This is a genomic window from Psychromonas sp. 14N.309.X.WAT.B.A12 (assembly GCF_030397575.1).
In the GTDB taxonomy this organism is placed as follows: domain Bacteria; phylum Pseudomonadota; class Gammaproteobacteria; order Enterobacterales; family Psychromonadaceae; genus Psychromonas.
Map to the genome: position 1 here is coordinate 197,909 of NZ_JAPNXS010000002.1, position 15,767 is coordinate 213,675.

Genomic DNA, 15,767 nt, shown 5'->3' on the forward strand with positions numbered 1-15,767 from the left:
CGCACCATCAATTTAAATGCAGATACCCGCAATGGCAAAACAACAGTTAAATCAATTACGTGACTATTTAAATAAAATGATTTTGGGTCAAAGTGAGCTGGTTGACAGCTTATTGATCGCACTACTAGCAGATGGACATATACTAGTTGAAAGCCCACCAGGTTTAGCAAAAACCCGAGCAATCAACGCATTATCAGACGGAATTGAAGGTGATTTTCACAGAATCCAATTTACCCCAGATCTCCTCCCTTCGGATGTCACTGGGACAGATATTTTTCGCCAAGAGACAGGCCAATTCATTTTTGAAAAAGGCCCTATTTTCCATAACTTAATATTGGCAGATGAAATTAACCGCGCACCAGCAAAAGTACAATCGGCGTTATTAGAAGCGATGGCTGAGCGACAAGTTACTGTAGGTAAAACCACTTACCCTCTACCACCGCTGTTTTTAGTAATGGCAACACAGAACCCGTTAGAGCAAGAAGGTACTTACCCATTACCGGAAGCACAGTTAGACCGTTTCATTATGCATTTGCAGTTAGATTATCCAGATGCTGATACGGAACGCCTTATCCTGCAATTAAATCAAAAAGAGATTTTAAAAGAGAAAATTGCAGCGGTAACACCATTACTTAATGAGCAAATTTTTGCGATGCGTGAAGAGGTGATGAAAGTCAGCATTGCTCCGCACTTAGAGCAATATTTGATTGATTTGATCATGGCTACGCGTCAACCAGAGCGTTTTGGTGAAAAACTCGGTGAGTGGATCAGCTATGGTGCAAGCCCTCGTGCAACGCTTGCTTTAATGCGCACAGCAAAAGCACGCGCTTGGTTAAATGACCGAGACTATGTGATGCCTGAAGATATTATCAGCAATTTATATCCGGTTTTACGCCATCGACTTATTTTAAGTTATGAAGCAGAAGCACAAGGGTTGAATGCTAATCAGGTTATTCAAGAAATTATTAATCAAGTGGCGATCGCAGGCTAATGAGCACACATATTCCCGCTATTTTTACTAATACGCCCTATACCACGGGCGTTGATGTTCAATTGAACGAACTTCTCAGTTATAAACAGCATGGAAAGCTATCTTTAAGTAGCAAGCAATTACAGGCAACACGTCAATTGTCAGGTAATTACTTAGCCAATATTAAAGGCCGCGGCATGGAATTTGCCGAAGTTCGACATTATCAACCCGGCGACGATATCCGATCTATCGATTGGGCTGTCACCGCCAGAACTGGAAAAGCACATACTAAGCTATTTCAAGAGGAGAAAGAGCGGCCTGTTTTTTTATTAGTAGACCTCTCCGATAGTATGATATTTGGCAGTCAATTTGTATTTAAGTCGGTACAAGCTTGCCATTTAGCATCACTATTGAGTTGGCAAGCTAAACAAAGAAACGATCGTTTAGGCGGAATTGTCTTTAACCAGCAGGAAGTCGCAGAGTTAAAACCGACCTCTCGTAATAAAGGTTTAATGGCATTTCTACATCAAAGCCAAATTTTATGTCAAAAATCAGCCTTTAAAATACCGCAACAACAATCCCTCTTCTTACAATTAAAACGTCTTTCTCATCTAGTACAAACCGGTAGCCAAGTTCATTTAATCAGTGATTTTTCACAATTAGATGAAGCCTGTTATAAGTTGATTAACCTTTTAAGGCGACATAATCAGGTGACCATTTGGCAAATTAGCGACCCATTAGAGTCGCATTTACCGAAGAAGATGTTACAAGCTAATTTAAAAATTAACTCGTTAAAAGGAAGTGGCTTTTTACGTAATCAGCGTCAGCAAAAGTCTTATAATGCAGCTGCGATGGAACGCCAGCAACAGATGCAAACTCACTTTTTAAAGCATGGTATTGCGCATTATCAAATCAGTGCTGCCACCCCACTATTGGAGCAATTCAATGCCAACGCCCAATAATCCTTTTGAACAGATAATACTACCAACGCAAGTACCGTCAGCTTGGCCACCAGCGCCAATTTACTGGTTAATTTTAGCCGTCATAATCAGTGCAGTGACCGTACTTGTTTGGTGGCTGAAACAACGACGAAAAAAACAGCAAAAGGTCAAGCAAGCTTTATTAGCACTGCAGCAATTAAGGCGACAAGATTCAGCTAGCTTTGCAGAATTGAATCAATTACTTAAAGGCTTAGCACTGCAGTATTACTCTAGACAAAAAGTGGCTTCATTGACTGGTGAAGCTTGGTTTAGTTTTATACAAGCACACCATACTGGTAGCACCCCACTATTTGGTGAGCAGGTACAATTTTGCCAACGTTTATATCAACAGCCTTCGATGTGCGATGAACAGGACTTCAAATCAGTCTCACATTGGATAAAAGGATTTCCCGCACAGGTAAAAAGGCTGCAAAAATCAACTGTGGTTGATCAATCATTAACAGGCCAACATCATGTTTGAATTTAGTTACTGGTGGGTATTCCTTTTATTACCTTTACCATTATTAGCAAGACTTTTATTACCGCCTAAAAAACAATCTTACACGCAATTATGGATCCCATTAGCGGAAGGTTTAGCAGAGCAAAAGAGTAAAAATTCTAATCCATTATTGGGTTATTTTGTACCTTGGTTATTGTGGGCTTTGTTATTAGCCGCGATTGCCAAACCAGTGTGGTTTGGAGAGCCTATTCGTATTCAGCAGCAAAGCCGAGATATGATTCTATCTTTAGATTTATCGGGCAGTATGCAAGAAGAAGACATGCCTTTAAATGGACGCACAGTTGATCGTTTGACCTTAGTTAAATCCATTGTTAAAGACTTTGTTAAGCAACGAACTGGTGATCGTTTAGGGCTTATTTTATTTGCTGATCATGCATATCTACAAACTCCTCTCACCTTTGATGTTGATACGGTATCGACCATGGTTGATGAAACACAAATAGGTTTAGTAGGCAAACAAACAGCTATTGGTGAGTCTATTGGTATGGCGATTAAACGCTTTGTTGAAAACCAAAATGAGCAGCGTGTGTTAATTCTATTAACCGATGGAGCAAACACTGCTGGCTCAATCAAACCAATTGCAGCAGCTAAGCAAGCTGCTAAAAACAATATTAAAATTTACACCATAGGGATTGGTGCAGATTCGATGATTAAACCCGGTTTCTTTGGTAATCAACGCGTTAATCCATCAGCTGATCTTGATGAAGGAATGCTAAAAGAGGTTGCTTCTTTAACCAATGGTCAATACTTTCGAGCGCGTAGCCAAGAGGATTTACAAAAAATCTATGACACCATTAATCAATTACAACCCGTTGATGGAGAATATTTAGAGTTTCGTCCTGAGAAGAATCTATTTTATTGGCCATTATCAATAGCCGTATTGATTCTGCTGGTAGTAATATTGTCATTAAAGATAAGAGGTGAAGATGAACTTTAACGACACCCTAGACAGTAGCTTCGGCGCATTAGAATTCCTTCGCCCCTACTGGTTAATCGGACTTGTTATTATTTTCGTGTTAAGTTTATGGCGCTACAAACAAGGTAAAAATCAATCAAGTAATGTGATTGCCAATCATTTAAGCGAGCATTTGGTAACCCAACCCGAAACCAAAACAAGCAACCGTTTTGCATTAAGTTTATTAGCTGTGATTGCCTGTATCGCTTTATCTGGCCCCAGTATTCGTTCGGTTAAGTTACCCGTTTATGAAATACAAAAAGCGCAGGTTATCGCCTTTGATTTATCTTATTCAATGTATGCTACTGACGTTAAACCTAATCGTTTAAATCAAGCTAAGTACAAAGCGATTGACCTATTAAAACAATGGACAGAGGGCGATAAAGGCTTTATCGCCTACGCCGGTGATGCTTTTACTATCACGCCATTAACGAAAGACAGCAATTCGATCATCAATCATATTCCTAATCTGTCGCCTGATTTAATGCCAGCAAGAGGTTCTCGACCTGATTTAGCATTAGCCAAAGCTATCTCTTTGCTCAAAAATGCCGGGTATCAACAGGGACATATTGTGTTTATTAGTGATGGTATTGACCAAGAAAGTGCCGATAAAATGCAAGAAATGATCGAAGGTACTGACTTTATGGTGTCAATTCTCGCGGTCGGTACCGCAGAAGGCGCGCCTATTAAGTTACGCGATGGTAGTTTATTAAAAGACAGTAGTGAGAAAATCATTATTCCTAAATTAGACACCGATGCGATGTACGCTGTGACACAAAGTAGTAACGGTTTGTACAAAAATTTCGACCATACTGGTAATGATATTTTTCAATTAGCCGCCCATTACAATAATGAGCAACTTAATAAGCAACAAGATGAACAAGCTAATAATAGTAATAGTGAACAATTAATCGATGATGGCTATTGGTTAAGTTTCCTGTTGATTCCGCTGTTTTTATTATTGTTTAGAAAAGGTGTTTTCTATGTTGCCCTATTGAGCTTTACCTTAAGCTTGCCCTTTGCAAATACTAAAGTAGAAGCATCGGTTTGGGAAAATAGCCAACAAAATGCTTATCAAGCCTTCCAAGCTGGGGATTATAAATCTGCTGGGGAACAATTTGAGGATCCAAGTTGGAAAGCCTCTGCTTTATTCAAAGATAAACAGTACCAACAGGCTGAAGCTATCTATGAAAGTCAAAAAACTCAAACACCTAATGATACAAACAACCTTTATAACTTAGGTAATGCGCAGGCCATGCAGCAAAAGTATAAACAAGCACTGGCGAGCTATAATGCAGCATTAGCGATAAAACCAGACTTTGCTGAAGCACTGGCAAATAAAAAAGCAGTTGAAGAGTTGTTAAAACAGCAAGAACAACAAGATCAAAAAGACCAGCAATCTTCTGATAATCAGCAGCAAAACCAACAAGATCAACAGTCTTCTGATAGTCAGCAGCAAAACCAACAGCAAACTCAACAAGACCAACAGTCTTCTGATCAACAGCAAAATCAACAACAAAGTCAGCAAGACCAACAGTCTTCTGAGCAACAGCAAAATCAACAACAAGAAATAGAAGAAGAGGAGCAACAAAGTCAGCAACAAGCACAACAAGCTTCTGCTGAGTCAGGCGATGATACACAAACTCCAGAACAAGAAGCTGCTGCGAGTACGGTACAAGGCTCGGAGGTTAATCAAGAATATGAAGATTTACCACTGTGGTTGAAAAATGTACCCGATGACCCATCACTGCTATTAAAAAATAAAATGCAGCTTGAATACAACAAGCGAGCTGCTAATCAACCTGTTCTAAATAACAATAATAATAACGGAGACATCTGGTAATGCCGTTTATACAAAAATTCTTACATATCAGCCTATTATTCATTGCATTGTGCATGCCTGCAGTAGCCGCAACACAAGCAACCGCTTCCATCAGTAGTAATACTATTTATTTAGGTGACACTTTTTATCTCACCGTACAAGTCGATGATACTGGCTCTGATTACCAATTAGATACTAGCCAATTAAGCAATGACTTTAATGTTGGCTCCCCTTCACGTAGCCAACAAACCTCTTACATTAATGGCAACTTTACCCAGCAAACAACATGGACAGTAAGCTTACGAGCGAAGTCAGTGGGTAAATTTACTATACCTGCACTAACTTTGGGTGATTTAACAACTCAAGCCATTCAAATCGAAGTGAAACAACCAGGTAAGCAGCAACAATCAACATCCAGCGATACCATTTTTATTGAAAATTCAATTAATAAAAATAGTGTTTATATTGATCAACCCGTGATCATCGATACAAAAATATTTGTAGCTGAAAATGTTGCTAATGGCGATATTCAACCCCCATCATTGAGCGATGCTAGTATTGAGCCACTTGATGTTGATCAGCAACAAAACCAAGTTATTCGTAATGGGTTACGTTACCGTGTATTCCATTACCAATATAAAGTCACACCTTCAGTGGCTGGCGATGTCTCTATTATCTCTCCTTTATTAACCGGTTCTGTGCAACAAGTGACTCGCGTTAATGGCTGGCAAGACAGAGTGAAAACGACACCGATTAATATCCGAGGTAATAACCTTCCTTTAACAGTGAAGGCGATGCCAGCTGGATTTAAAGGAGATTGGTTAATTAGTGAAGATGTCAGACTAATTGAAAATAATGATCTACAAGCTGAAGAGCATTTTGTGGGAGAACCAATCACACGCAGTATCAGCCTGCAAGTTGCTTCAATTGCACTTGATAAAATGCCTGAAATCGATCTTAACTACGATAAAGCTTTGCGTGTTTACCCTGACCAAGATGATTTAAAACAAGGCACTATTGATGGCCTCATATATAGTCAACGCACAGTAACACATGCCATTATTGCTAATAAACCAGGTAAACTTGTGCTACCAGAAATAAAAGTTGCTTGGTGGAATAGTAAAACAGAAAAACAAGAGTATGCGACATTACCTGCGCAGAACCTCACTATTAATCCGGCTCCACAAAGTGCTAATCAATCTAATAATAGTAGTGCAAATAGCAGTGTTCAGAGCCATCAAGATTTTTCTGCTTTACCAGCAACGCCTAATAGCGCAGCAACCAATAATCAAACATCAGAGGAACAAACCACCCAATTGCTGTATTGGCAAATAAGCACATTGGTTTTATTACTATTATTAGTCTTATTAAGTTTTTACCATGTAAGAAGCACTCGTAACTTAACCGTAGCACCTAAAGTCCCGAAAAAGACCAAGCAGAGTACGCCTTATAAAGCCTTATTAGCGGCTCTAAAAGAAGCTAAACCAAGCCAGGTTTATTTGGCACTTCTACAATATGGACAAGTACAGCAGCCAAATATGAATAAATTAGCGCAGCTTTGTGAGGTTGATGGGTTAGATAGTGATCTCAAACAACAATTATTAATTAATTTACAGCAACTTGAGCAGGCTTGTTCTGGAAAGGCGCACCATTGGGATGCACAACAGCTACTGAAATTAATAAAAATGCACCATCAAGTCACAGCGATGAGTGATCCAAGTCAAATAACTAATCTCAATCCGTAATGTTCCACCCATTTATGAGCAAATAACCCTCTGAAAAATTTGCTCATAAATGGTGCATAAAACCCAAATCCTGCCATAAAAACGATGGAAATATGACCTGAATCAAAAAAAATGATGGGTTAGGCTCTTAGGGGGTAGTAAAAGCCTGCCTCTATCTTATGATTAATCTCGTTAAATATATTGGTGGCATGCAAATTGCTCTTATGTATTTATATGAATATTGTTCTAAATATGAAATGGCATGGAACTTGCCATAATTATTTTTATATGAGTATCGTTCTAAACCACGTTATCTATATTCATAGTGATTTATCAATAATTTTAAGCCATAAGGAAAATACGATGAAAGTAACAAAACTAGCTTTATTACTTGGTCTAACAGCGGCAGTCCCTACTCTATCTCATGCAGGTACACTAGAAGACGTTATCAAAGAAGATGTACTTAAATGTGGTGTTTCTACAGGTATTCCAGGTTTCTCTGCAGCAGACTCTAACGGTGAGTGGAAAGGTCTAGATGTAGATTTCTGTAAATCAGTAGCAAGTGCTGTGTTAGGCGATGCAAGTAAAGTGAAATACTTCCCATTAACAGCTAAAGAGCGTTTTACTGCCTTACAAAGTGGTGAAGTTGATGTACTAGCACGTGCAACAACTTGGACTGCTACTCGTGACGCTTCTCTAGGTTTAAACTTTGCTGGTGTTAACTACTACGACGGTCAAGGTTTCTTAGTAAGCAAAAGTTTAGGTGTTAACTCAGCTAAAGAGTTAGATGGCGCGACTTTCTGTATTCAAGCAGGTACAACAACTGAGCTTAACTTAACAGATTACTTCAAAGCTAATGGCATGGAATACAAAGCCGTAACTTATGATACATCAGGTCAAACAATCGATGGTTTCAAAAAAGGCCGTTGTGACGCTGTAACATCTGACCGTTCTCAATTAGCTGGTTTACGTATCAAACTTGATGATCCAACATCAGCAATTCTTTTACCAGAAACAATCTCTAAAGAACCACTAGGTCCTGTTGTACGTCAAGGTGACGATGCTTGGTTTAACGTAATTCGTTGGACTATGTTTGCAACAATCGAAGCTGAAGAGCTAGGTGTATCATCAAGCAATGTAGATGAAATGCTTAAATCATCAGCTAACCCAGGCATTAAACGTCTATTAGGTTCTTCAGGTAAAACTGGTGAAGATCTAGGGCTTAAAAATGATTGGGCTTACCAAATTGTTAAACAAGTTGGTAACTACGCAGAATCATACGACCTAAACGTAGGTAAAGACTCACCAATCCAAATCGAACGTAGTTTAAACAAACTGTGGAATGATGGTGGGATCATGTACCCAATGCCAATTCGTTAATTTTAACCAGTCTCTAGGGGAAGTTTTACTTCCCCTTTTTCCTAGCTGATTAAAAGGCACATTATGACAAACAAACAGCTCCCAGTAGACGGTAAAGGATTGTTAAACAACCCTCAACACCGCGCAATTTTCTTCCAAGTTTTCGCTTTAGCGCTCGTTGTGTTTTTTGCATTCTATTTTGCAAATAACATGTTTGATAATATTGAAAGCCGTGGCATCACCACTGGTTTCTCATTTTTAGACAACACAGCTGGCTTCGGCATCAGCCAAACGCTTATCCCTTACGACGATGGCACATCTACCTTTATGGATGTATTTATCGTTGGTTTATTAAATACCATTCTAGTGTCGGTATTGGGGATTATCTTCGCTTCAATTATTGGCTTATTATTAGGTGTCGCTCGCTTATCAAGTAACTTTTTGATTTCAAAACTTGCACTTGTATACATTGAAACATTCCGTAATATTCCAATTTTGTTACAAATATTGTTCTGGTACAACGTTGTACTTGCAGCATTACCAGGTCCACGCCAAAGTTTCGCTTACTTAGACAGCGTATTCTTAAATAACCGTGGTTTATTATTACCTGAACCTATTTTCCAAAGTGGTAGCGGCGCAGTCTTGGTTGCGTTTGTATTAGCTATTGCTGCGATAATTTACCTGATTCGTTGGTCTCGTAAGCGTCACGATGATACAGGTGAAGAGTTCCCAATCATCAAAGTATCATTGGCGATTTTAATTTTAGCACCAACCTTAGTGTACTTTATTGCTGGTCAACCAATTACTGCTATTTACCCTGAATTAAAAGGCTTTAACTTTAGGGGTGGTTTAACCATCATTCCGGAATTACTTGCTCTATTATTTGCGTTAAGTATCTATACAGCTACTTATATTGCAGAAGCCGTACGTGCAGGTATTGAAGCCGTGCCTAAGGGGCAAAAAGAGGCAGCTAAGTCATTGGGCCTTAAAGACTATGTAATATTAACTAAAGTGGTATTACCACAAGCATTACGCGTCATCATTCCTCCTGTTATTAATCAGTTTTTAAACTTAACTAAAAACTCATCATTAGCAACGGCGATTGGTTATCCTGAGTTAGTTACACTCTTCTCTGGTACAACCTTAAATCAAGTAGGACAAGCGATTGAGATTATCCTCATGACCATGGCTGTTTACCTCACCATCAGTATCCTCATTTCACTGTTGTTGAACTGGGTTAATGCGAAAATGGCGATAAAAGGACGTTAAGATGGCAACTTATACAATGAAAGAAGCCAAACCGGCTCCAACGGCTAATAAAGGCGTTGTTTTTTGGTTAAGAGAGAATCTTTTTCCAGATGTAAAAAATACGTTATTAACACTTGCAGGGTTATATATTCTGTACGCAATTATTCCACCATTATTGGATTGGATGATATTTAATGCAACCTGGACTGGCACAAAAGAAGAAGTCGTAAACAGTGGTGCCCGTTGGATATTTATTGTCGAGAAATTCGACCAATTTATGTACGGGTTTTACCCAGAAGCATTACATTGGCGTCCTAACCTAGTAGGCATTTTAAGTATTGCACTGATTTTTGGTTTTAAGTACATCAGTAGCGTTAAACTTAAAATTGCCACTATTATTCTTTTTCCAATTATCTGCTTTGTATTAATCAGTGGTGGATGGTTTGGTTTAGAAGTGGTTGAGACTGAAAAATGGGGTGGCTTAATGCTAACCATTCTAGTCGCAGCGGTAGGTATTGTTGCTTCATTTCCAATTGGTGTTGTATTGGCATTAGGTCGTCAATCGAACATGCCGATTCTAAGAACTCTATGTATTGGTTTTATTGAATTTGTACGTGGTGTACCACTGATTACGATTCTATTCATGGCATCGGTACTCTTACCGCTATTCTTCCATGATGGGATTGAGTTTAATAAATTACTACGTGCATTGATCGGTATTACGCTATTCCAAGCGGCTTATATCGCAGAGGTAATACGTGGTGGTTTACAGGCGATACCAAAAGGCCAATATGAAGCAAGTGAAGCATTAGGCTTAACTTACTGGCAGGGTATGATTTTAATCATCCTTCCACAGGCTTTAAAAATATCTATCCCGAACTTAGTGGGTTCATTTATCTCACTGTTCAAAGATACAACGCTTGTTTTAATTATCGGTTTATTCGACATTTTAGCGATGGTGACACTGACTAACAGTGATACCAATTGGCTAGGCTACGAAGTAGAAGGTTACGTATTTGTAACACTTATTTACTGGGTATGCTGTTTTTCAATGTCACAATACTCAAAATCGATTGAACGCAAATTTAACACCGAGCATTAAAAAGGAAACGTCATGTCTGACCAAGAAGTTATGATTACAATGAAGGACGTCAATAAGTGGTATGGTGATTTCCATGTACTAAAAGATGTAAACTTAAACATTAAAAAAGGCGAAAAAGTGGTTATCTGTGGCCCATCGGGTTCAGGTAAATCAACAACTATTCGTTGTTTGAATCACCTTGAAAAGTTCCAAAAAGGTAGTATCAACATCAATGGCACTGAGTTAATTGAAGATGTGAAAGTAGTACGTCATATTCGCTCTCAAGTGGGTATGGTGTTCCAACACTTTAATCTTTTCCCGCATTTATCAGTGTTAGAAAACCTGTTGATTGCGCCAACTTGGGTACATAAAAAGCCACGTAAAGAAGCAATTGAAACGGCTATGTATTATTTAGAGCGCGTTAAAATTGCAGAGCAAGCGCATAAATACCCTAACCAACTTTCTGGTGGTCAACAGCAACGTGTAGCGATTGCACGTTGTTTATGTATTAACCCTGAAATCATGTTATTTGATGAGCCAACATCGGCATTGGATCCTGAAATGGTATCTGAAGTACTCGATGTAATGGTTGAGTTAGCAGATGAAGGTATTACTATGATTTGTGTGACACACGAAATGGGCTTTGCGAAAAAAGTAGCAGACCGAGTAGTGTTCATGGATGCAGGACAAGTCATTGAAGAGAACGAACCTAATGAGTTCTTTGATAACCCACAATCTGATCGTTTAAAACTGTTCCTAGAGCAGATCTTATCTCACTAAATGAATGAGTGAGTATTTACCAATAAAAAAGGGCTAATGATTAGCCCTTTTTTTATACTTGTAAATCATCACATTAGCATAAGATTATTTTGGATTTATTTGTTGAATCACTTTTTTATGAAAAGTCTGGTCAGAATAAAACTGAGTCACTAAATAACGTGGCGCAATACCTGCTCGTTGGATTAATGGCACCGCCCTTTCAGTAGCAACGATATAAGCGTTAACGTCCTGGTGACGAGCTAATAGCGGTATGATGACCTGTTTATATATCTGTTTCGCTAATAGACTGGCATAACCTTTTTTACGATGTGCTGGTAGTGTTACAAAATGTAGTACCCCGAGGTCTTGGTACACTTCACCTTCCACCCACTTCATTTTGTCATCGCAAGCTTCGTAATTCTCCAACAGACTGTATGCTACTAACTGCTCATCCATGTATAACTTAACGACTTCAGCCTGTGTACCATGACGCAACTCACCGTGTTCCACTAACCAAGTAAATAGATACCACATTTTCATATTAATTTGCCCGAGCGCTAATAGCTCTGGAGCACATTGTTTTGCATTACACAGTTCAAAACGTTGCATCGTTAACTTTGCCTTTGTTGTCGTCTACTAGCATAAACTATTGTTACTAAATCTTATCTCGCTGTTGAATTGCTTTGACCGCTGAATAAGTCGATACACAATAAGGAACGAAGTAAGTTAAAATAATTTGAAATAAGCGTTGGCTATCAAAATCCATTTGCATTATCGCACTACCGTGATTAATAACCGCGAGCAGCGTGCCAACGATGAGTGATACTTTTAAGGCAGCTATAATAATTTTGCTACTACAGGCTAATTCAAAAAAGCGAGGCGATGTTTTCATATAAGTAATTTCCTAAAAGTGCGATTAAATGTTGAAGCTAAACACAACAGCTACCACTCATCATCGAGAATTATGCTGCTACGCTTTCACTTAATGACCGGAGTTATTAGAAAAAACATTCAAAATAACCACACCAATGATAATAAAAGCCATGCCGATAATCGCTGCTAGATCAGGTATCTGTTTATAAACAAGCGCACCAACAGCAGCGACCAGTACAATACCCATCCCAGCCCAAATGGCATAAGCAATACCAATTGGTACAGTCTTTAAAACAAGAGATAAAAAATAGAACGCAATAATATAAGCAATGACACAAACACCGCTGTAAACCCAATGACTAAAACCATCTGACGCTTTTAACGCTAGCGTGCCTATTACCTCAGATATGATGGCAATAGCTAAATACCAATAACCCATTTGTATTCCTATATTGTGTAATACCAATTGTAATAAATAGCTAAATTTACGTTATAAAAATGATTTATTTAAACGCGTAAGTTGAGCCTTTTGAAGATTAACTTCATTAATTGTCTATCAACAATTAACGAAAAGAGACTACTTTTTAGGTGGTTACTTCCTTTACAAATTTACAACCAAACAATAACTTTTTAATCCACAAAATAGCTCCGTTAATGAGTATGATTGGTATAATGACAATGGGTACAACTAACTTCTAATAAAAGCTTCTATTTTAGGCTTAATGGTTAATGACATGATCACCATAATTGCTAATCCTACTGGTAACGATCCTAAATACCCAGCTAACCAACCTTGATAAAAGTTACCTAAGTCTGCTAGACCGATATTGTTTATGGCAGTACTACATGACATCACAGCCTCCATGATAACCGCCATTATCGTCCCAGTGATTAAATTTCGTTGCAATTCACTTAGTAGAGGATATTTTTGATTAATCAGTTTAGTGATGACAGCCATCACTAAAAAACCAATGGGAATAACTAATAAAGAAGACAAAAATGAACTAAACCAGTCCATTAAAAAATGCTCTGTATAACCTAAGTTCATATAAGTCATGATGGCGGTTAATGTACCGGTAAAAAAGCCCAATAAGCAAAGTATAACAAACACTTTATGGCTTAATGGTGTTTTTGTTGCGGTTAAGCCAGTCTGTTCATTTTGATTTAATAGTTCTAACGGCATATTTTTCCCACTGTTACCAAATTAAATATAGTTGACAAAAACAACTATATTTAATTTAGTTGATAAAAGCAACCTATTTTCTATTTTAAATATGTGTACATAAAAATGAACCTAAAAAGTAATCTAAACGTATTAATCTGGGTAAAATAAGATAAAGGAATAAATTATGTTTTCTATATTTAAAAAAGACCCATTAAAACAACTCAATAAACAACTTTCGGCTAAGTTAGAAGAAGCTATGCATGCACAGAGAAATGGTGATATTAAAAGTTACTCGCAGTTAAGCTTTGAAGCACAAGAGATAGATAAGCAGATCGTAGAGATTGAAGAAAGCTTGAAAGTACAATAAACATTAAAAATAAATACTCACTATTTTTCAAGAGGTTAAATAATTAATTTAACCCTCTTTTCTTTTTTGCTTCTTCAATACTCCCTTCATTAATTACAAATTCATAGCCCGCTTGTTCTAAAGCAGACAAGGCGATATCAGATCTACCACCTGTTTTATCATAAAGATGAATTTCTGTGCTTTTATCTGGGTATAATTTTGTCACTTCTCTCACTATATTAGAGTGTGAAATGCGTAGATCACCAGGAATGTTATTACGTAAATTTTCAGATAAGGTGCGAACATCAATCCACACCGGATCAGCAAAAGCAAAGGAACTCATAATAGAGAAGCACATAAGTAATCCCCCGTAATACATTTGTATTTTTTTCATAATTCTCCTGATTCTATTGACGCTAACGCTATGCTTAATTTACTAGAAGGCTGAATAATTAAATATTAAGTAAGTAGCTCTGATATTGGATATACCGCTGAATTAACACGAGTAATGTAGTGATACTCAGCAATAGGTGAAATACCAATAATAGCACGTCGTAACATATCTAAAGCAATAGCTGCGCTAATATCTCGAATATAAGTACGGCTGCGTTGTGACGAAAGGCGAATAGTTTGACAATAAACTTGGTTGTCGTCTTTAACAGCAATTACCACCGTACCGACTGGGTTTTGCTCTGTTCCACCACTTGGTCCAGCAATACCTGTTGTTGCAAGTGCAAAATCGGTTGTGTCTATTCTAGTATTAGCAGTGGCCACACCAGCTGCCATCTGTGCTGCACACAATAAGGAAACTTCAGTGTTTTGTTCAATACACTGTTCAGTGACTTTCAATAATGACATTTTGGCTTCGTTACAGTAACTCACAACACCTTGCTGAAGATAATGAGAGCTTCCGGGAAAGGCGACTAACTGGTTACAAATATCACCACCTGTTAAAGATTCAGCTATTGCCAAGGTACTTTCTTTAGCGAGTAATAATTGGTGAACCTCTGCAGCAAGTGTATCTTGATTACGTGCAACAACTGCATCTCCTAACTCAGTCAGAGCTTGCTCAATAGCCATCGTTTGCTGTGCTTGTGGCACATCGCGGGCGATTAATTTTAATTCTAAGTAAGGCATATAGGCTCTGTAACCAAGAGTAATGCCAGCTGGCCATGACAATTTCTCTAACCGTTCAGCCATTGTTGACTCACCAATTCCAATACTCAATAACTTAGTGACTTCTACTTTACTTTGTAGCCCTGCTTCAGCTTTTACAAAAGGAATAAATTGCTCTAATACCATCTTTTTATATTCATGAGGTACACCAGGGGTAAAAAATAACCATGCGCGGTTTAATTTCACTCGAAATCCACAAGCACTCCCAACTGGGTTATCAACTAATACGGCTCCTTCTGGTAACCAAGCTTGTTTCAGGTTACTTGCCGTTAAGGTAATACCACGTTCAGCTCCCCAAAGAGTTAATTGATCTAACCATTGTTGATTTTCAACCAATGCAACGCCCATCGCATCTGCCATCGCTTGTGCAGAAAGATCGTCAGCTGTCGGCCCCAGGCCACCATTCACTAAAATGATATCGGCTTGCATGCTACGTTCTTGGAAAACGTCTACTAAATCCTCTAATCGGTCACCAACAGTGGTGCGACGATGCATTTCAAAGCCATGATTCATCAATTGATTACCCAACCATGCCGCATTGGTATCAACGATTTGACCTGCTAATACTTCTTCGCCTGTACATATCATTTCTAATTTCATCGATGCCTCTTCGCATATTATTAATAACTGATTATAGTTAATTAAGAGTACTACAAATACATTATATTAATCACACAGTTAATAAGATTTTTATTAACTTAATTTGTAATCTTTACTGGCCACTCTAGCTGAAGTGATAACTTTATTAATTATTAAAATGGTATTAGCATATTAATGGCTTATACCAAT

The 15,767-nt window shown here is 38.1% G+C and carries 17 protein-coding genes; 11 read left to right on the forward strand and 6 right to left on the reverse strand.

Translation table 11 applies throughout. From position 1 onward, the window contains the following. Positions 1–31 precede the first annotated feature (31 nt). From OW492_RS03915 to OW492_RS03960, 10 genes are all read left to right on the forward strand, one after another. Positions 32–991 carry a MoxR family ATPase gene (locus OW492_RS03915; protein ID WP_290038577.1) on the forward strand — a complete coding sequence of 320 codons (960 nt, stop codon included), beginning with the start codon at positions 32–34 and terminating at the stop codon, positions 989–991. Further along, entirely contained in the window at positions 991–1,932 is a 942-nt protein-coding gene (locus OW492_RS03920; protein WP_290038579.1) for a DUF58 domain-containing protein, read from the forward strand. The genes OW492_RS03915 and OW492_RS03920 overlap by 1 nt, the downstream gene beginning before the upstream one ends. Continuing rightward, positions 1,916–2,431 (forward strand): DUF4381 domain-containing protein, encoded by a 516-nt coding sequence (locus OW492_RS03925; RefSeq protein ID WP_290038581.1) that lies wholly within the window; start codon positions 1,916–1,918, stop codon positions 2,429–2,431. Before OW492_RS03920 ends, OW492_RS03925 begins: the two co-directional genes overlap by 17 nt. Continuing rightward, positions 2,424–3,407, forward strand: a complete 984-nt coding sequence (locus OW492_RS03930; RefSeq protein ID WP_290038583.1) for a VWA domain-containing protein — start codon at positions 2,424–2,426, stop codon at positions 3,405–3,407. The genes OW492_RS03925 and OW492_RS03930 overlap by 8 nt, the downstream gene beginning before the upstream one ends. Next, a complete protein-coding gene (locus OW492_RS03935; protein WP_290038584.1) occupies positions 3,397–5,268 on the forward strand; it encodes a VWA domain-containing protein in 1,872 nt (623 codons plus the stop codon). The genes OW492_RS03930 and OW492_RS03935 overlap by 11 nt, the downstream gene beginning before the upstream one ends. After that, positions 5,268–6,992, forward strand: a complete 1,725-nt coding sequence (locus OW492_RS03940) for a BatD family protein (protein ID WP_290038585.1) — start codon at positions 5,268–5,270, stop codon at positions 6,990–6,992. Before OW492_RS03935 ends, OW492_RS03940 begins: the two co-directional genes overlap by 1 nt. A gap of 342 nt (positions 6,993–7,334) precedes the next feature. After that, positions 7,335–8,351 carry an amino acid ABC transporter substrate-binding protein gene (locus OW492_RS03945; protein ID WP_290038588.1) on the forward strand — a complete coding sequence of 339 codons (1,017 nt, stop codon included), beginning with the start codon at positions 7,335–7,337 and terminating at the stop codon, positions 8,349–8,351. A 63-nt stretch (positions 8,352–8,414) separates the two neighbouring features. Continuing rightward, on the forward strand, positions 8,415–9,599 hold the full coding sequence (locus OW492_RS03950) for an amino acid ABC transporter permease (protein WP_290038589.1): 1,185 nt from the start codon (positions 8,415–8,417) through the stop codon (positions 9,597–9,599). Position 9,600: 1 nt separating this feature from the next. Next, on the forward strand, positions 9,601–10,680 hold the full coding sequence (locus OW492_RS03955) for an amino acid ABC transporter permease (protein ID WP_290038590.1): 1,080 nt from the start codon (positions 9,601–9,603) through the stop codon (positions 10,678–10,680). A 12-nt stretch (positions 10,681–10,692) separates the two neighbouring features. Further along, on the forward strand, positions 10,693–11,439 hold the full coding sequence (locus OW492_RS03960) for an amino acid ABC transporter ATP-binding protein (RefSeq protein ID WP_354669214.1): 747 nt from the start codon (positions 10,693–10,695) through the stop codon (positions 11,437–11,439). An 84-nt stretch (positions 11,440–11,523) separates the two neighbouring features. Here OW492_RS03960 and OW492_RS03965 read toward each other — a convergent pair whose 3' ends face one another. From OW492_RS03965 to OW492_RS03980, 4 genes are all read right to left on the reverse strand, one after another. Further along, complete coding sequence (locus OW492_RS03965; RefSeq protein ID WP_290038591.1) at positions 11,524–12,027, reverse strand: GNAT family N-acetyltransferase; 504 nt, start codon at positions 12,025–12,027, stop codon at positions 11,524–11,526. Between the two features lie 46 nt (positions 12,028–12,073). Then, the gene (gene nrtS, locus OW492_RS03970; RefSeq protein WP_290038593.1) at positions 12,074–12,310 is read right to left on the reverse strand and encodes a nitrate/nitrite transporter NrtS; all 237 of its coding nucleotides are present in this window, start codon (positions 12,308–12,310) and stop codon (positions 12,074–12,076) included. A gap of 90 nt (positions 12,311–12,400) precedes the next feature. Further along, entirely contained in the window at positions 12,401–12,730 is a 330-nt protein-coding gene (locus tag OW492_RS03975; protein ID WP_290038595.1) for a multidrug efflux SMR transporter, read from the reverse strand. Between the two features lie 249 nt (positions 12,731–12,979). Next, the gene (locus tag OW492_RS03980) at positions 12,980–13,474 is read right to left on the reverse strand and encodes a DUF2798 domain-containing protein (protein ID WP_290038597.1); all 495 of its coding nucleotides are present in this window, start codon (positions 13,472–13,474) and stop codon (positions 12,980–12,982) included. A 166-nt stretch (positions 13,475–13,640) separates the two neighbouring features. On the opposite strand from OW492_RS03980, the gene OW492_RS03985 reads away from it, so the two are divergent. Beyond that, positions 13,641–13,823, forward strand: coding sequence for a DUF6435 family protein (locus OW492_RS03985; RefSeq protein WP_290038598.1), 183 nt, complete (start codon positions 13,641–13,643; stop codon positions 13,821–13,823). Between the two features lie 43 nt (positions 13,824–13,866). On the opposite strand, the gene OW492_RS03990 is transcribed toward OW492_RS03985, so the two are convergent. Then, a complete protein-coding gene (locus OW492_RS03990; protein ID WP_290038599.1) occupies positions 13,867–14,196 on the reverse strand; it encodes a rhodanese-like domain-containing protein in 330 nt (109 codons plus the stop codon). Between the two features lie 65 nt (positions 14,197–14,261). Continuing rightward, complete coding sequence (locus OW492_RS03995) at positions 14,262–15,578, reverse strand: CinA family nicotinamide mononucleotide deamidase-related protein (RefSeq protein WP_290038601.1); 1,317 nt, start codon at positions 15,576–15,578, stop codon at positions 14,262–14,264. Positions 15,579–15,767: the final 189 nt, after the last annotated feature.